The organism is Bacillus sp. JJ783 (assembly GCF_036963225.1).
Lineage (GTDB): Bacteria > Bacillota > Bacilli > Bacillales > Bacillaceae_G > Bacillus_A > Bacillus_A cereus_U.
The window spans coordinates 47,463-64,339 of record NZ_JBALMG010000022.1; the positions used below are offsets into that span (position 1 = coordinate 47,463).

Sequence of the window (16,877 nt, forward strand, 5' to 3'; positions counted from 1 at the left end):
TTTTGAGGTGGGAGTCTTACTACCCGCAAATAGCGGGATAAAAGTAGATTCAGTGGAAGATACAAAGGCATTCATTCTTTTTGCAATTGGAGAGGAACGAAAAAAACACTCTTTATCAAGAGTGATTGTAAATGAAGAAAATGAAATAATTGGCCTCACTACACTTAAACACATTAATTACGAACAAAAGCACTCACATATTGGAGGTTGGCTCGGCTATCAATATTGGGGAAGAGGCTATAACGAAGCTGCTAAAAAAGAGATCTTTAAAATCGCTTTTTTAGACTTGCAACTTACATACGTATTTGCCGGTGCTAAAACGACTAACATTCGCTCTTTAAAAGCACAAGAGAAACTACCTTACATTTCATTACATGTGGAAAACAAGTTTCCAGACGAACATGCTGCTTTGGAGAAAGAAGTAAAATCACCTTGCGTACTGCATGTTGTATCATGCGAAAAATTTTCAAATTGGTTGAAAGTACAAAATGAGGGGGGAAAATATGAAGGGATTGAAAATTAGTTTAACAATTGTAGTAGAATTAGCTATTATTTATCTTTTTTCAAAAATGGTTGGCTGGTCATTTATGGAGAGCTTTTTCCTTGGCAGTCTAGCAATATTTGCAATTACGTGGTTAATTATTATGAGTAACTTTAGAAATAACAATATGGATCATGTAACGAATAAAACTTTTACCGGTGTTGAAACTGGTGAAATACGCCCGTTTCAAATTGTTTTGACTCCATATATTATGGGTACCCTTTCACTCGTCACAGTTAGTTTTGTTATAACCGCAATTTACTATCTTCCCTATTTCCTATAAAAAAAAGCACTCGTGATAATCACGAGTGCTTTTCTACTATGCACGAGAAACGTATTTACCTTCACCAGTGTTGATGATAAGCATTTCGCCTTCGTTAATGAAGATTGGTACTTGTACAACAAGACCAGTTTCTAATTTAGCTGGTTTTGTTACGTTAGAAGCTGTGTCACCTTTAATACCAGGCTCTGTTTCTGCAACTTTTAATTCAACTGTGTTCGGAAGTTCAACACCAAGTACTTCATCTTGGTATGTCATAATAGATACTTCCATGTTTTCTTTTAGGAATTTTAATTCGCGCTCGATTTGGTTTTCGCCAAGTTCGATTTGCTCATAAGTTCCGTTATCCATAAATACGTGAGACTCACCACTCGCGTATAAGTATTGCATACGACGGTTTTCGATGTGTGCTTTTTCTACTTTTTCACCTGCACGGAATGTTTTCTCTTGAACAGATCCTGTGCGAAGGTTACGTAGTTTAGAGCGAACGAATGCAGCACCTTTACCTGGCTTTACGTGTTGGAAATCCATTACTTGCCAAAGGGCATTGTCCACTGAAATTGTTAAACCTGTACGAAAATCGTTTACTGAAATCATGTAAAAAAATCCTCCTGTGTATTACAAAATAATAAGTTCTTTTGGTGATTTCGTTATTACTTCATTACCTTCACTTGTTACAATAATATCATCTTCAATACGTACCCCGCCAACACCTGGAATATAAATACCTGGTTCTACTGTTACAGCCATACCTGGTTCAAGTACTGTATCAGAACGGAACGCTAAACCTGGTGCTTCATGGATTTCAAGACCGATTCCATGACCAGTAGAGTGTCCGAAGTATTCACCATATCCTTTTTCCGTTATGTAATCACGCGTTAATGCATCAGCCTCACGACCCGTTAAACCAGCTTTAATACCGTTCACACCACGTAGTTGTGCTTCTAAAACGATATTATAAATTTCTTTTAATTTATCAGATGGTTCACCGACTGCAATCGTACGAGTAATATCAGAGCAATATCCTTTGTAATAAGCGCCGAAGTCTAATGTTACGAAATCTCCTTTTTCTATCACTTTTTCAGATGCCACGCCGTGCGGTAATGCCGAACGAAGACCTGAAGCAACGATAATATCAAACGAAGAAGATGTTGCTCCTTGTTTTCTCATGAAAAATTCAAGTTCATTTGACACTTCAATTTCAGATACTCCCGGGCGAATGAATGATAGAATATGCTCAAAGGCAGCATCTGCAATCTGTGCAGCTTCCTTTAATATCTTAATCTCTGAATCAGTCTTTATCAAGCGTAACTTTTCTACAAGCCCAGAAGTTGGGATGAATTCAGCTTCGATCGCTTCATTATGCGTTACGTAAGAGCTATATGTAAGAGTATCTTGCTCAAATCCTAGCTTTTGAATTCCAAGTTCTTTAACTTGTTTCGCAACTTCATCAAGAATTAATCCTGCATGCTGCACTATTTCGTATCCAGCCGCTTGCTTACTAGCTTGCTCTACATAACGGAAATCTGTAATAAATAGAGCACGCTCTTTTGAAATTAGTACAACACCAGCTGTTCCTGTGAAATTCGCCATATATCTACGGCTATGTTCATTCGTTAATATGATACCGTCAATACCAGCCTCATCAAACGCACTTCTTAATCTCTCGATCTTTTCCATTACTTTATGCCTCCCTCAATTTCTCCATTAATGCAAATAACGCTAGCTTATAACCATAAAAACCAAATCCAACAATTTGTCCCGCACAAACAGCCGCTGTCACAGATTCATGACGAAACGACTCACGCTGATGAATGTTAGAAATATGTACTTCAATAACTGGAATCGAAACACTTGCTATAGCATCCCGAATCGCGTAGCTATAATGCGTAAATGCACCCGGATTTAGAATGATTCCTTCATATATGTCATCAGCCTCATGAATAATATCAATAATAGCTCCTTCATGATTCGATTGAAAACATTCTAACTCCACTCCCATTTTCTCTGCTTCTTGTTTCATATCTGTTTCAAGCGTCGCTAACGTTCCTTTTCCGTATACATTTACTTCCCTAACGCCAAGGCGATTTAGGTTCGGACCGTTTACGAGGAGTAACTTTTTCATTTTCTTAAAACCCCTTAATATTAAAGAATGTCTATACGACATTTTAACATAGGAATCACTTATTTGAATAGTTTGTCTTCTCGACCCCTTCTCCTCTATTTGTATTATTCGATTCGAATGCTACAGAATACGAAATAAAAACACCATATAATATAAAGATACATACTGTCGTTACAATTGTTTCTTTCGGTAAATGGAGTGCACTTTTAATAACAGGTGCCATTAGCCCCATCCCCAAAAATAATAATGCCCACCAAAATAAACCGTATAGTACGCCAGGTAATACTCCTTCAAACTTTTTAAAAAGAGCTTTATAGAGAAATGCCACTAAAATTGAAAGAAGTCCCATACAAACGATACCTAGTACATTTCCCCAAACCCCTTCTTTCCAATCTCCAAATGCAAACGGTAAAAGTAAATAGTTAGGGCCAGCTTCTGTAAATGAGAATATATGAAGGAAATACCATATACCTCCCCAAAATAAGCCACCAAATAAACCAATTTGTACAAAGTTTCTTATTGTTGATTGTTCTTGATTCACATTGACACCTCCGCTCAATAGTATGCCCGAAACTATTTTGAAGCATGTTTAAATCCTGCAAAATTTGTCTATAAAAAGAATAAGAAATGTCCGACTCTCGTAACATTTTTCCTTGTCATCTGCCTGTATTTGTCGATAAAATAAAGGAAACTCGGTGATTGTCTTATTTCAAGATGATAAAACCAAGTATGACAATTGCCTCTTTTTCTACATAAGAGAGAAACAAATACAGGTTGGTGTTAACATGGCAGAAGAGTCAAAACAAATATATGGCGGGCAAGCAGTCATAGAAGGAGTTATGTTTGGCGGTAGAGAATATACTGTTACAGCGGTTCGTCGTAAAGATAAATCGATTGAATTTTATCGTTTACCACGCGTTCGTAATAAAGCATTGTCTCTACTAAAAAAAATTCCATTTTTACGAGGTATTGCCGCTATTGTGGATGCAAGTGCGAATGGAGCGAAACATTTAAACTTTGCTTCAGAACGATTTGATGTCCACCCAGAAGAAGATGAACAACTTGCAAATAAAAAAGAAGAACAATCAAAATTAACGATGGTATTAGGAGTTGCAGCAGTTGGCGTTTTATCGTTCATATTCGGTAAAGTAATTTTCACAGCAGTTCCTGCACTTTTAGCTGAATTAACGAGACCGATTTTCCCATCTCATACAGGGCAAATCATTGTCGAAAGTGTCATTAAGCTCATGCTATTATTGAGCTATATATACTTCATTTCTTTAACCCCACTTATTAAGCGGGTATTTCAGTACCACGGTGCGGAACATAAAGTAATCAATGCTTACGAGAATAATCTTCCACTGACTGTAGAAAATGTTCAAAAGCAAACTCGCCTCCATTATCGCTGTGGCAGTAGCTTTATTATATTTACGGTCATTATTGGAATGTTTGTCTATTTCCTCGTCCCTACAGATCCGCTTTGGGCAAGGGTAGTAAACCGAATTTTATTAATTCCAGTTGTTCTCGGTATTTCTTTTGAAGTATTACAATTTACCAATCGATTACGAGATGTCCCTGTTTTACGAGTACTTGGATATCCAGGGTTATGGCTGCAACTATTAACAACGAAAGAACCAACAGATGATCAAGCGGAAGTTGCAATCGCATCGTTTGAAGAATTATTACGTTTAGAAAACAAACAATAATTATTTAAAAATGGTGTTCAACTCCTTTCCTCATCGTTAATATACTAATTTTAATATATGTTTTTAGGAGGTGTCCCTTATGAACGGTCGTTCGTTTACATTCGCTATATTTGTGCTTATTATCGGATTAGCAATATTCGGCCTTGTTTCATCTGTCATTACAAATCCAATGGAAGTATTGAAAAACATTGGTATCATGTTGGCTGTCGTCGGTATCTTTTACTTACTCTACAAAATGTTTACAAACTCTAGTGGTTCTGCAAATTCGCAAAGCTCATATAAGCGTGCAGCGAAACAATCGAACCGCAAACACGGGAAACAAAATGTAGCACCCCTAAGCAATTCTTTCTTGAAACGAAATGCTTCTGATGACAAGGGGAAAAAGGGTAATTCTCCATCGTTGAAAAGAAAAAGAAAACAATCTCATTTAACTGTCATTGAAGGTAAAAAAAACAAAAAGAAAGACCGTGCTTCCTTTTAGGAAATACGGTCTTTTTTTACCCCGGTTGGTGCGGGGCTAATAATCAGTGGAAGATGCGAAAAACCCTACTGATTAAAGTTTCACTTTATATGTTGAAGCACTTCTTTCAAACTTTTCTCTTTCATACTTTCGATACGAAGGTGATGGTTTTCAAATTGCAAATTTCTTGTCACATCATTAGGCACGACGACACACTTTAATCCTGCTGCCACTGCTGCTTTCAATCCATTTAATGAATCTTCAAATACAACAGCTTCTGATGGTTCAATTCCTAATTCTTCTATCGTAACTTTATAAAGAGCTGGATCTGGTTTTACCTTCTCTACATCTTCTCGCGTTTTAATCACTTCAAAATAATCTCTAATTTGTAGCTCTTCTAAAAAACGAACGACCCACTCCCTAGATGAACTAGAGGCTAATGCGATTTTCAATCCAAGTTCTTTCGCTTCTTCTAAATATTCTTTTACCCCGTCACGCGCTTTTGGTATTTTCATTTTCTCTTTATGTAAAGTTGTTACTTTTCCCTTTAATGCATGCTCGTTAAATTTTGCTTTTAATTGCTCTTTTAAATATGCATAAAGCACTTCATCTGTCGTTCCAATACATTTTGCAAATTCCTCTAAAGGTAACTCGCCGCCGTATTCACGAACAGCATCTCTGAAAGAGTGAAACCATATTGTTTCTGTGTCCACAATTAATCCATCAAAATCAAAAATAATTGCTTTCATTATTCTCCCGTCCTTTTCGATTGAAATAAAAAAGGAAACGCCACACGTTCCCCTTAATTACTTTTCTCTTCATTTGCTTTTTGAACACCACGAAGTGTTTCTACTCGAACTTCATCTTGTTCAAAGTATTGTACTAAATCACCGATACGGTCAATTGATTCCCAACTTAAATGATGTTCAATTCCTTCTACATCATTATAAATTTTGCTTTCATCCACACCGATAATGCGCATAAACTGTTCTAACAATTCATGACGATATACGAGACGTTCTCCGATTTTTTTACCTTTTGATGTTAATACAAGCCCTCTATATTTTTCATAAATTAGATATTCGTCTTTGTCTAATTTTTGCACCATTTTTGTTACAGAGGATGGATGTACACTAAGCGCTTCAGCAATATCAGATACACGGGCATAACCCTTTTCATCAATCAACAAATAAATTTGTTCAATATAATCTTCCATACTAGGGGTCGGCATCGGTTTCCTCCATCCAATTTCATTTTGCTTATTCCGTACGAAGCAATCAATAAAATGATACACCAGAAAGAATAACGTGACAAGGTGGAAACGAGCCTAAATATATAAAACAAAAAAAGAATCCATATTCGCATACAGATTCCCCTTATGTAAAATATTGAATTTCTGCATCGGGAAAATACTCATATATATAACCTCGTATTGTTTCTTCTAATACTTCCGCATCATCCTTTTGATATACATATTTCCCAATACCGTATCGTCCCCATTTATATTTCCGCTTCTCTTCATCCATTTCAAGTTTCGTATTCGGATAACGTTCTTGAATGACTTTTTTGGCTGGTTTCGTAAAACGATGTTGAATTAATTCGAACGTTAAATTTGGTATCGTCATATCTTTTAACGCATTGTACAATCGTTCAAACAATTCACGGTACCCTTCTTCCCACCCTTCATGCATATAAATTGGCGCAACAATAAAGCCAAGAGGATAACCAGCCCCCGCTACTTTACGAGCAGCCTCAATTCGCTCTTCAAATGGCGATGTCCCTGGTTCAAAATTTTTAATCACATAACGTGAATTAATACTAAATCGAAAACGCGTTTTCCCATTATGCTTTGCATCTAATAAATGATCGACGTGTGAATATTTCGTAACGAAACGTAAACGTCCATATTCACTTTCTCCGATGAACTCTATCGCCCGCTTTAATGCATGTGTTAAATGATCAATTCCAACGATGTCTGATGTACACGCCGCTTCAAATCTTGTTATTTCAGGGGCCCTTTCATCCATATATTGCTTTGCCTTCTCAAATATTTCATCTAGATTCACATACACGCGAACGTAAGGTTTACTCCCAAGTGTCGTTTGCAAATAACAATAATGACAATGCCCCATACATCCTGTTGCGAGCGGAATTGCATATTCAGCTGACGGTTTTGACGTATCAAACTTTAGCGTCTTCCTCACCCCAACGACAAGTGTCGCCTTTGCATTACGATATTTTTGCAATTCATTTTCGCCTGGCAAATTTCTAATTTGATTGTGTGATGTCGTTTCACGAATTTCCAATCCCATCTTCGTAAACTTCTCATAAAGCTCTTTTCCAAGCGGATATTCGAGTGCCCTCGGTTCAAAGTAAACGAGTTTTGGTATAAATGGTTTCATGTGCTTCCCTCCTCTCGTTAGTATGAGAAACAAAGAAAAATTAACACACATTAAAGTTTTCCACTTCAGTAACTTGTAAAGCAAGTTACTGGATGTTATAATTTGGATAACAGCTACCTTGCAAGGCAAGTTACCTGGATAAAAGGTGGTGAAATCATGCACAGTCAAATGTTAAAAGGTGTACTAGAAGGTTGCATTCTATATATCATTTCACAAGAAGAAGTGTACGGATATGAACTAAGTACAAAATTAAATAAATACGGCTTTACATTCGTAAGTGAAGGAAGCATCTATCCTTTATTGTTACGCATGCAAAAAGAAAAATTGATTGAAGGAACATTAAAAGCCTCCTCACTCGGTCCAAAGCGAAAATATTATCACGTGACCGATAAAGGATTAGAACAACTTGAAGAATTTAAACAAAGCTGGGGAATGGTTTCAACGACGGTAAACAACTTATTACAAGGGGAGTGATAGGGATGAAAGCGAAAGATATGATAGAACTAAACAACAGAAAACGCAAACTTCTAACACCTGAAAACGAAGTTGCTTATGGTGATATGTTAGTATATCTTCGGTTATCTAACGTACCCGAACATCAAGTAGAAGAACTATTATTAGAAATATTAGATCATCTCATCGAAGCACAAACAGAAAATAAAAATGCTTATGATATCTTTGGTGATGACTTACAACCTTATTGCGATGAACTTATAGCGGCTTTGCCAGCTCCAACTAAGTTAGAAAAATTTTCTTTAATCGGCTTTGTTATTAGCTTACTTCTTGCTATACAGTTTGGAATGGATACCGTTGCTTCTTTTTTCATTTTTCTTTTTGAAAAGAATACAGAAAGATTAAGCCCACCTTTTAGTATTCCTGGGACTACTTTGTCTATTTCACTTATCGTACTAGGTATACTTTTCATCTTATATTTATTAAAACGCTACTCTTTTGATCAAACGATGAATTGGAAAAGAAGGATTCTATTTGGATTCGCATTTGCTACTCCATTTTGTTCAGCTGTATTTTTAAATATCTATTTTAAAAAACAACCTTATCTCATTTATCATCTAACCTTTTGGCAAAACGCCTTAATCGCTATCCTATTTTTTATTTTATATAAATTACTATACAAAAAATCAAATTTTTAACAGCCTTTCAAACGGCTGTTTTTCTTCTGTCTAATTTTACAAATTGAAAAATTTCATAAAGAAAATAAGAAAAATGCAAAATAATTAAAGTTAATTGTTGACGTGATGCTTTTATTATCGGTATCATAAATCTTCGTGAGCAATTATTTTTCGTTATACGATTTTTTTATTATTACTGAATTTTTGAGAGGAGAAATTAGATGTCAGTTAAGAAGAAAACGCAAGTACGCACCGGCAAAATGGTACGTGAACTAATGTTAGCAGACGAAGATGTAAATGCTTCGCTAATTATGGTATACAGTGAAAACGGTGTAAACGCAGAAATTAAAATCGAGGGCTTAACGCCGAAATGTAACGAAGAATTATTTTTGAGCGGAAACGTGGATTGGAACAAGAGTGTTATTTATAAAATTGTTGATTTCACTGGGAACGCGGAAGTTGGTAAAGTTACATTAACAGCGATGAATAAGAACAATGTTTCTCTAGAAATTGAACGCGTTATGTGGAGCAAAGAAAATAAAGAAGCTGCTGAGCAAGAAGAAACAGTTGTAGAAGCTACTCCGAACAAAGAAGTAGTTGTAGAGGCTCCTAAAGCAGTTACACCCGCTCCTAAACCTGTTATGCGTGTAGAAACACCCGCTATAACACCTAAGCCTACTCCGGTACCAACGCCGAAGTCAGTAAGTGTTGAAGCAGCTGTAGAACTATCTACTCCAGCACCTGTGAAAAAAGCAGTACCTACTCCAGTTACAAAGCAAGAGACAGCACCGGTTACTCCTGCAAAACCGAAGCAACCTGCTTTGACTGAAACAAATACAAAACTACAAGAAAATTATGTTAAACTTGTGAAAAAGACAATTGAAGTTTGTCAAGATTACGAGCTTGGCATCGACATAGATGATTCTATTGAAGGATTAAAAAAAGAGCTACAAAGCCAAGGTATTAGCGTTACATTCGACAAAGAAATTATGGACGTTGTAAATCGCCTTCGTTCTTTACAAGATAAAGGAATCAAAGTAGAAAAAGTACTTAATTTACTATAAAAATAAGGAGATGGCGGTCGCCATCTCCTTATTTTTTATAATTCCATTCATTACTTTCATACTTCTCTTTTGCTAATGTTTGAACTTCATGAAGCTGTTCTTCTGTTAGTTCATACGGCACAAGCTCTATATCTAAACCTTTTTCAAATCCAGTTTCAAACGCTTGAATTAACTGTTCAATCGTAAATATACGGTCTGTTAATTCATTAATCGCTACCGCTTTAGAAGAAAACATGTTTTTCATACGCTCTTTTACACGTTCATTCGGGAATAAAAATAGATCGTATAACTCATCTAAATCTATTTCTAACGGAATAGAACCGTGCTGTAAGATAACACCTTTTTGACGTGTTTGAGCACTACCTGCGATTTTTCTTCCTTCAACTACAATTTCATACCAAGATGGTGCATCAAAACATACTCCTGAACGCGGATTTTTTAAATTCTCACGATCCTCTTCTGTTTTCGGAACTGCATAATACGCTTCTAATCCTAATGCCTTAAAACCGTCTAATAAGCCTTGCGAAATAACGCGGTATGCTTCTGTAACTGTTTTTGGCATATCCGGATGATCTTCAGACACAATAACACTGTACGTTAATTCTTTGTCATGTAGTACACCCCTGCCGCCTGTTTGACGACGAACGAATCCATATTTCTTTTCGTTAACTACATCCATATTTATATCTTTTTCAACACGCTGGAAATACCCGACTGTTAATGTTGGTACTTCCCATTCGTAAAAACGAATTGTTGGTGGCATTTTCTTTTCACTTTGCCAATTTAATAAACATTCATCTAACGCCATATTAAATGCTGGTGAACATTGACCAGAGTTAATATAACACCATTTTTCTTTTCCCATCCTGCACCTCATATAACCAATTATTTTTCACATTCTCTAGTCTACCAAATTCGACAAAATTTGTGAAAGAATACGAAATTTCTTCTTATATACAAATGAATCTGTTGCATAAATACATATGGGCATTATAATATTGAAAGTAGGATAAGAAAAAAGGGAGCGATAGAATCGTGTCAACAAACTTGATTATTATACTAGCGGCAATTGCAGCATTCATCGGCTACACTGTATGGATGTATTTCTATCAAAAAAAATTAATTAAAACACTTTCAGAAGAAGAATTTCGCGCTGGCTACCGTAAAGCACAGCTTATCGATATTCGCGAAGCAGATGAATTTAACGCGGGACATATTTTAGGTGCGCGTAACATTCCATTATCACAAATTCGCCTTCGCCACAAAGAACTTCGCCAAGATCAACCGGTTTATTTATATTGCCAAAGCGGATTCCGTACAGGTCGTGCAGCTCAATACTTAAAAAAACAAGGCTACACAGATTTCTACCAATTAAAAGGTGGATTTAAATCTTGGTCAGGCAAAATTAAAAAGAAATAACATACAAAAAACTAGCTGCACAGTGCAGCTAGTTTTTTTATTCCATATTGTTCGCAATGTACAGTAGATTTTGTTTAATCACATCTTCATCTTTCTCATCTACATTACGATATAATAGCTGGTATTCAATCCCCTTCTCTTTCCATATAAGCGTAGCAAATTCGTCCCCTCGCTCGTAATCATCCTTATTTTTAAAATAAGCAGGTGCTCCATTATTCAATTTCATTTGTTCTTGAAATCGATTCTCTTCTACGAGGTATGGAAAACTGTAAGAAAAGTTGGCCACTGTTAACTCTATATAATCGTGCCTTCCTTTCTCTTGTTGCTTATATTTAATCGTTAAGACAGCATTCTTCTTTCCCATCGTTCTTACCTCTCCCTTCACATCACTCGTAATGTCATAAGGTAAAAACGTTGGAACTTTAAACTTCGCCGGAAAATATTTTGGAATTTCCTTTAGCGGAATCGGATCAGTAACACGGTCCTTAGCCCCTCCTGTTGTTCCTACAAATGTTTTTTCTTCTTGTATCGTTTGTTGAAATGAACATGAGCTAAGTATTACACTAGAAAACACGAAACAAATGATTCTTTTTTTCAATTTGTTTCCGCCCTTTCATACCGCCCTCTTAATGAGCGAAGCGTTTATACTCTCTTCTATTCGCTTCGTTATCAAACGCTTCCTCCGAAAACTTTCCACGTTATTCTCACACATTTTGACAAAAATTCTTTGCAGACATAAAAAAGACCCCGCTACTCTTACGCCCAAATAAAAAGGTTACGCGAGCAACAGAAGTCATGCTTATAACATAGATTGTGAAAAGCTTTTCAGGTCAAGATTTTTTCATTCTTATTATTTTCCCCTTATAATTGAGTAAAGAGGTGATACATATGGCCAATATAAAACAAATTGCAAAAACTGCTGGTGTATCCATATCAACGGTTTCCCGTGTCCTTAATAATCATCCTTACGTAAAAGAAGAAAAACGTAAGCGTGTTCTAGATGCAGTTGAAGAATTGAACTATGCAAAAAATATAAATGCTATCCATTTAATAAAAGGTAAAACATATACGATTGGCGTTATGCTACCTTTCATTAATGTTCCATACTTTAGCACGATCATTGAAGGAATCGGAAACGAAGCGTTAGCAGCTGGATATCATATTAATTTATGCCAAACGAATTACGATAGTATTGAAGAAATTCGCGTTCTTGAAATGATGAAAATGAAGCAATTTGATGGGATGATTATTTGCTCTCGCACGAGTTCATGGGAACAAATTGAACCGTTTGCAAAATTTTCCCCTATTATTTCATGTGAAAAAATGAACCATCCTCTCATTTCATCTGTCTATGTAGATCATTATGAGGGCTTCCGTCTCGGTACTTCCTATTTACTCAGTAAAGGTCATGAAAAAATCGGCATTTGTTTAGCAAGAAAAACAAGTGTTAATTCAATCGAGCGTGAAAAAGCTTTCGCCGATACCCTTCGTCACGAAGGAAAAACAGTACACCCTGATTGGATTTTCCATCAATGTTATACGATGCAGGACGGGGCAAAAATACTTCACCGTATTTTAAACATGAAAAATCGCCCAACCGCTATTTTCACAGCGAACGATCAAGTTGCTGCTGGTTTATTAACAGAGGCAAAAAAACATGGCATTCGCATACCTGAAGACCTCGCTATCCTGGGATTTGATAACCATGAAATTTCAAAAGCATTAGAAATTACAACTATTGAACATCCCGGGCTCACAATGGGATCACATGCCTTTTCTTTATTCCATAAACAAATTCAAAGCAAGCAAATTATCGGCAGCACAGAAGAACTTTCGTTCCATTTAATTGAGCGAGAAACAGTCTAAAAAAGGAGCGTTAACTATAGCGCTCTTTTTTTAGTTCTCCGCCTATTGACTTTATATTTTTCATCTCATATAATTAACCTAACGAACGGTAGGTAGGGGATGAAAATGACAGCAAACCGCATTAAAGCTGTAGCACTTTCTCATTTCGCGCGCTACGGCTACGAAGGAACTTCATTAGCAAATATTGCTCAAGAAGTTGGGATTAAAAAGCCATCGATTTACGCACACTTTAAAGGAAAAGAAGAGCTATATTTTACATGCTTAGAATCCGCTCTTCAAAAAGATTTGCAGAGCTTCACAGACGATATAGAAAATTTTTCCAAATCATCTACTGAAGAATTGCTCTTAAATTTGTTAAAAGGCTATGCAAAACGATTTGGTGAAAGTGAAGAATCAATGTTTTGGTTACGAACTTCTTATTTTCCGCCGGATGCATTTCGCGAACAAATTATTGATAAAGCGAATGTACACATTGAAAATGTCGGAAAACTTTTATTCCCTGCGTTTAAAAGAGCAAGCGAACAAGATGAACTGCATAACATTGAAGTAAAAGACGCTTTGGAGGCTTTTTTATGCTTACTTGACGGCCTTATGGTTGAACTACTATACGCAGGTTTAAATCGTTTTGAGACACGTTTAGAAGCTTCTTGGAAAGTATTTTGGCGCGGACTTTCAAACTGACGGATTGCTCCTTTGCAATGCGTCGTTTTTAAGCCCTTTACCTAACGACTGGTAGGAAGGAGAAATGACATATGGCATGGATTTATGTAATCATAGCTGGTATTATTGAAATCTTTTGGGTTATTGGACTTAAAAAAGCGGAGGCACCACTTGAGTGGGCTGGTGTTGCTCTATTAATTACAATTAGTTTCGTCTTATTATTTAGAGCTTATAAAGATTTACCTGTCGGTACTGTATATGCAGTCTTTACAGGAATTGGAGCTGGTGGAATCGTTCTTACCGAGATTTTCATCTTCGGAGAACCTTTCTCTATTGTAAAAGTATTATTAATCGGTTTAATCTTCTTCGGCGTAATTGGTTTAAAACGAGTAACAGAAGAAAAAGAATCGAAGGAGGCTGCATAAAATGGCTTGGGTATTTTTAATTCTAGCTGGTATTTGTGAAATTATTGGTGTACTCTTTATGAAAGTAGCCACTGAAAAGAAAGGCTGGGCACCAAAAGTTATTTTAATCGCTAACTTCGGCGTAAGCTTCTTCTTCTTATCCCTTGCAATGAATACATTACCGATGGGAACTGCTTATGCAATTTGGACTGGAATCGGAACTGCCGGAAGTGCACTTCTCGGTATTCTTATTTTCCGTGAATCAGCGGATTGGCGTCGCCTTGCCTTCTTAAGCTGCATTCTGTGCGGCGCTGTTGGCTTAAAATTATTAGGCTAACGTGAGGTGAATGTCATGTGGAAAGAAAAAGGAAAACAAATGTTAGCATGGATTACACTCGGGATCGTCATTCTATTACAAATAAGTTTTCATATAATAGAATGGTTGTTTCATAAAGTAATATCCATTCTTACATTCCTTCCCAACATGGCACTTGAAATTGCATCTATCGCTTGGTCAATTATTGCCTCCATTACTATCGTGATTATATGGAGCATCGCCAAACTTTGGAACAAGTTATTTAAAGAGGACAGTTCTTCTGAAAAGAAGTAACTGTCCTTTTTTATGTCTATTTAGATTTTCTATAGAAATTTGATGCGATAAGACAAAGCAAACCAACTATGACAACACTCATACCAATCCCTTTATGCAAAATAGGAAATAGCGGTGGTATATCCGAATAAAAATTTGCTAATATGAGACCTATTGAAAATAAAAGTACTCCTATTCTATATAACCATTTTCTTTTGTTCATCATTCTCCCTCCTAAAATTTTTCATACCCTCCTTTCTTTTGGACATACTACCTAAAAAAGGAGTGAATAATATGCAAAATTCTATACATAAGCAGATCCTATTTTTATTTTTCCTCTTTCTCATTCTCGTTATCATTTTCAGCTTTATATTACATACTCCGAAAGATGTGCCTAATAGCGTTTCTTTTTATAAACTTTTGCTCTCGTATTGCCGTTATTGAAGAAGGTGCCTTTTATGAGGCACCTTTTAAAATTCTCTCTTCTCATACAATTTCACTGAAACGAAGATAGATACTATGAACATGCATATTGAACTAACGAATAACACGCTGTTATATAGTTGAATTTGTTCTAGGTTGATTTGAAAGAACATAGAACAAATTGCTATCGGTGCTATTAGTATGAAAAGCGTAATAAAAATAGTTTTTTTATACGCTAACCAAAACGATATTGGTAAAACAAAGCTTAAATACACTAAAATAAAGCTAATACTAGCAACCATTGTCGTTTCAATAAATTCAAATAGGTTAACCCCATTCTTCATTCCCATCGTGAAACAACCGACCGTTACGCTTATAAAAAGAATAATAATTGCTACTATATATTTCGCATACACAATTTGTTTTCTCAATATTGGTAAACTATTTACTATAACTTCACTCTCATTTTTACTATCTGCTTCAAATGTTTTTACTGTTGCCCCAATTGTAATAATTACTGACATAATTATGAACAGATTTTCCGTATCTGTTAAAGCCATATAAAAGAAAACAGGATACAATATGTACCAAATTAAAAATTTCCATTGAATGATGAAATCTTTTAAAATTAGTTGTTTCAACACTATTCTCCTCTCTCTTACAAATCACGCTCACTATACAAATTAATTGAGAATAACATAGACATGATATATAAAAGAAGCAGCCCAGCTATAAAACAGACATTTACGACTAGACTTGTGCTCCAAACATTCTCTACATCTAACCACACGTTACTTACAATCACTCCACTTAAATACCCCAATGCAAGTCCGGCAAACGGAGCAATTTGTTTTGCACTGCTATACCCTACTGAAAATTCAATTGGAAGTACAATTATGCTATAAACAAAACCACCTGTTATTCCACCAAGAATCGCTCCCCACAGCATAAATCCAGTTATATGTTCATTTTGTAACTGAATTAAACCAACCACAAGTGAGAAAATCCCACCTAAAACAACTAAAATGCTTACAAATATGTATTTTGCTATGACAATTTCTTTTCGTTGAAATGGAAGACTATTTACTAGCATTTCACTTTTATTTTTATTCTCATAACTCATTGACAGCATCATTCCAAGAACAGGTATAAACATGCTAAATGTCGTCAGAAAACTATCACTACTAAAATCAACAATAGCAAGGAAAAACAAACATATAAGATAAGCAAACCCTAACTTTCTTTGCAACATCATATCTTTTAAGACTAGTTGCCTGATCATTTATTGCACCTCCTAATATGAAAATGCCCCTTCTATAACTCTGTCTCCTGAAACATTTTCATTGAGAGCAACATGGATATGACTATACTTACTAACAATCCGATACCAAAAACACTCATTGATAATATAGCATCTTCAGAGTGAAGTACTTTTAGCATGATTGTTTTATCACCAAAAACATTGCACATAAGGCCAATCATACCCATTAAAGGAAAAATCATAATCACATTCAAGACAGTAGTAGCTTTATATCCTCCAATGTAATTAGTAGGTATCGTTACTACACAATAAATCAAGGTTGCTACTATTGCTGAAAATATTGCATATCCTGGAATAACTATATCTCTGTTCAATAAAATATTTCCTAATATTACGACTATAAAAGTTGTACTCAGACCGGCTATAATAAATAATGTGGTTGCAATATATTTAGCTATAACTATCTCTTTTCTTGTTATAGGCAAACTCACTAATACTTTTTCTGTTTTACTTTTCTCTTCATAATAAAAAGAAATATATATAATCG

26 protein-coding genes are annotated in these 16,877 nt (G+C 35.7%); 13 read left to right on the top strand and 13 right to left on the bottom strand.

What is annotated here, in order from left to right; translation table 11 throughout:
* Positions 1-523 (top strand): GNAT family N-acetyltransferase (locus tag V7038_RS05365; RefSeq protein ID WP_335469394.1); only part of this gene is annotated, 523 nt, incomplete at its 5' end.
* The gene (locus V7038_RS05370) at positions 504-824 is read left to right on the top strand and encodes a hypothetical protein (protein WP_002111766.1); all 321 of its coding nucleotides are present in this window, start codon (positions 504-506) and stop codon (positions 822-824) included. The genes V7038_RS05365 and V7038_RS05370, both read left to right, overlap by 20 nt.
* Before the next feature lie 36 nt (positions 825-860).
* Here V7038_RS05370 and efp read toward each other — a convergent pair whose 3' ends face one another.
* From efp to V7038_RS05390, 4 genes are read right to left on the bottom strand one after another with little or no spacing between them, the layout of a single operon-like run.
* Entirely contained in the window at positions 861-1,418 is a 558-nt protein-coding gene (gene efp, locus V7038_RS05375) for an elongation factor P (RefSeq protein WP_002111767.1), read from the bottom strand.
* Between the two features lie 21 nt (positions 1,419-1,439).
* Entirely contained in the window at positions 1,440-2,501 is a 1,062-nt protein-coding gene (pepQ, locus tag V7038_RS05380; RefSeq protein WP_002111768.1) for a Xaa-Pro dipeptidase, read from the bottom strand.
* Between the two features lie 4 nt (positions 2,502-2,505).
* Positions 2,506-2,946, bottom strand: a complete 441-nt coding sequence (gene aroQ / locus V7038_RS05385) for a type II 3-dehydroquinate dehydratase (protein ID WP_002111769.1) — start codon at positions 2,944-2,946, stop codon at positions 2,506-2,508.
* A 55-nt stretch (positions 2,947-3,001) separates the two neighbouring features.
* A complete protein-coding gene (locus V7038_RS05390; protein WP_002199381.1) occupies positions 3,002-3,487 on the bottom strand; it encodes a YqhR family membrane protein in 486 nt (161 codons plus the stop codon).
* Positions 3,488-3,731: 244 nt separating this feature from the next.
* Here V7038_RS05390 and V7038_RS05395 point away from each other — a divergent pair, with 244 nt between their 5' ends.
* Positions 3,732-4,652, top strand: a complete 921-nt coding sequence (locus tag V7038_RS05395) for a DUF1385 domain-containing protein (protein ID WP_002015047.1) — start codon at positions 3,732-3,734, stop codon at positions 4,650-4,652.
* A 79-nt stretch (positions 4,653-4,731) separates the two neighbouring features.
* Positions 4,732-5,133 carry an SA1362 family protein gene (locus tag V7038_RS05400; RefSeq protein WP_002015046.1) on the top strand — a complete coding sequence of 134 codons (402 nt, stop codon included), beginning with the start codon at positions 4,732-4,734 and terminating at the stop codon, positions 5,131-5,133.
* An 80-nt stretch (positions 5,134-5,213) separates the two neighbouring features.
* On the opposite strand, the gene V7038_RS05405 is transcribed toward V7038_RS05400, so the two are convergent.
* The 3 genes from V7038_RS05405 to splB all read right to left on the bottom strand — a co-directional run bounded on the left by V7038_RS05405 (position 5,214) and on the right by splB (position 7,514).
* Positions 5,214-5,861 carry an HAD family hydrolase gene (locus V7038_RS05405; RefSeq protein WP_199692611.1) on the bottom strand — a complete coding sequence of 216 codons (648 nt, stop codon included), beginning with the start codon at positions 5,859-5,861 and terminating at the stop codon, positions 5,214-5,216.
* Positions 5,862-5,914: 53 nt separating this feature from the next.
* Positions 5,915-6,343, bottom strand: coding sequence for a transcriptional regulator MntR (mntR, locus tag V7038_RS05410; RefSeq protein WP_001143080.1), 429 nt, complete (start codon positions 6,341-6,343; stop codon positions 5,915-5,917).
* A gap of 145 nt (positions 6,344-6,488) precedes the next feature.
* Positions 6,489-7,514 carry a spore photoproduct lyase gene (gene splB, locus V7038_RS05415; protein WP_199692612.1) on the bottom strand — a complete coding sequence of 342 codons (1,026 nt, stop codon included), beginning with the start codon at positions 7,512-7,514 and terminating at the stop codon, positions 6,489-6,491.
* 156 nt (positions 7,515-7,670) lie between these two features.
* Here splB and V7038_RS05420 point away from each other — a divergent pair, with 156 nt between their 5' ends.
* From V7038_RS05420 to V7038_RS05430, 3 genes are all read left to right on the top strand, one after another.
* Positions 7,671-7,988, top strand: coding sequence for a PadR family transcriptional regulator (locus tag V7038_RS05420; RefSeq protein WP_002111775.1), 318 nt, complete (start codon positions 7,671-7,673; stop codon positions 7,986-7,988).
* A 5-nt stretch (positions 7,989-7,993) separates the two neighbouring features.
* Entirely contained in the window at positions 7,994-8,665 is a 672-nt protein-coding gene (locus tag V7038_RS05425) for a hypothetical protein (RefSeq protein ID WP_199692613.1), read from the top strand.
* A 200-nt stretch (positions 8,666-8,865) separates the two neighbouring features.
* Positions 8,866-9,708, top strand: coding sequence for a hypothetical protein (locus V7038_RS05430; protein WP_002111777.1), 843 nt, complete (start codon positions 8,866-8,868; stop codon positions 9,706-9,708).
* Between the two features lie 28 nt (positions 9,709-9,736).
* On the opposite strand, the gene V7038_RS05435 is transcribed toward V7038_RS05430, so the two are convergent.
* The gene (locus tag V7038_RS05435; RefSeq protein WP_199692614.1) at positions 9,737-10,573 is read right to left on the bottom strand and encodes a lipoyl protein ligase domain-containing protein; all 837 of its coding nucleotides are present in this window, start codon (positions 10,571-10,573) and stop codon (positions 9,737-9,739) included.
* A gap of 170 nt (positions 10,574-10,743) precedes the next feature.
* On the opposite strand from V7038_RS05435, the gene V7038_RS05440 reads away from it, so the two are divergent.
* Positions 10,744-11,127: a rhodanese-like domain-containing protein gene (locus tag V7038_RS05440; protein ID WP_002034000.1), complete on the top strand. Its 384-nt coding sequence runs from the start codon at positions 10,744-10,746 to the stop codon at positions 11,125-11,127.
* A gap of 37 nt (positions 11,128-11,164) precedes the next feature.
* Here V7038_RS05440 and V7038_RS05445 read toward each other — a convergent pair whose 3' ends face one another.
* Entirely contained in the window at positions 11,165-11,701 is a 537-nt protein-coding gene (locus V7038_RS05445) for a hypothetical protein (RefSeq protein ID WP_002160511.1), read from the bottom strand.
* Between the two features lie 314 nt (positions 11,702-12,015).
* On the opposite strand from V7038_RS05445, the gene V7038_RS05450 reads away from it, so the two are divergent.
* The 5 genes from V7038_RS05450 (at position 12,016) to V7038_RS05470 (ending at position 14,667) form a co-directional block, all read left to right on the top strand.
* Positions 12,016-12,993 carry a LacI family DNA-binding transcriptional regulator gene (locus V7038_RS05450; RefSeq protein WP_335469402.1) on the top strand — a complete coding sequence of 326 codons (978 nt, stop codon included), beginning with the start codon at positions 12,016-12,018 and terminating at the stop codon, positions 12,991-12,993.
* 99 nt (positions 12,994-13,092) lie between these two features.
* Positions 13,093-13,674, top strand: coding sequence for a TetR/AcrR family transcriptional regulator (locus V7038_RS05455; protein WP_002111781.1), 582 nt, complete (start codon positions 13,093-13,095; stop codon positions 13,672-13,674).
* A 71-nt stretch (positions 13,675-13,745) separates the two neighbouring features.
* Complete coding sequence (locus V7038_RS05460) at positions 13,746-14,078, top strand: DMT family transporter (RefSeq protein ID WP_002111782.1); 333 nt, start codon at positions 13,746-13,748, stop codon at positions 14,076-14,078.
* 1 nt (position 14,079) lies between these two features.
* Positions 14,080-14,394, top strand: coding sequence for a DMT family transporter (locus V7038_RS05465; RefSeq protein ID WP_002111784.1), 315 nt, complete (start codon positions 14,080-14,082; stop codon positions 14,392-14,394).
* Between the two features lie 15 nt (positions 14,395-14,409).
* Positions 14,410-14,667 carry a DUF3975 family protein gene (locus V7038_RS05470; protein ID WP_002111785.1) on the top strand — a complete coding sequence of 86 codons (258 nt, stop codon included), beginning with the start codon at positions 14,410-14,412 and terminating at the stop codon, positions 14,665-14,667.
* Between the two features lie 16 nt (positions 14,668-14,683).
* Here the strand turns inward: V7038_RS05470 and V7038_RS05475 are convergent, their stop codons facing one another.
* From V7038_RS05475 to V7038_RS05490, 4 genes are all read right to left on the bottom strand, one after another.
* Positions 14,684-14,869 carry a hypothetical protein gene (locus tag V7038_RS05475; protein WP_002111788.1) on the bottom strand — a complete coding sequence of 62 codons (186 nt, stop codon included), beginning with the start codon at positions 14,867-14,869 and terminating at the stop codon, positions 14,684-14,686.
* A 247-nt stretch (positions 14,870-15,116) separates the two neighbouring features.
* Positions 15,117-15,713: an ABC-2 transporter permease gene (locus V7038_RS05480; protein ID WP_215596889.1), complete on the bottom strand. Its 597-nt coding sequence runs from the start codon at positions 15,711-15,713 to the stop codon at positions 15,117-15,119.
* Between the two features lie 14 nt (positions 15,714-15,727).
* The gene (locus tag V7038_RS05485; RefSeq protein WP_286097265.1) at positions 15,728-16,351 is read right to left on the bottom strand and encodes an ABC-2 transporter permease; all 624 of its coding nucleotides are present in this window, start codon (positions 16,349-16,351) and stop codon (positions 15,728-15,730) included.
* 32 nt (positions 16,352-16,383) lie between these two features.
* Positions 16,384-16,875: an ABC-2 transporter permease gene (locus tag V7038_RS05490; RefSeq protein WP_335469406.1), complete on the bottom strand. Its 492-nt coding sequence runs from the start codon at positions 16,873-16,875 to the stop codon at positions 16,384-16,386.
* Positions 16,876-16,877 lie beyond the last annotated feature (2 nt).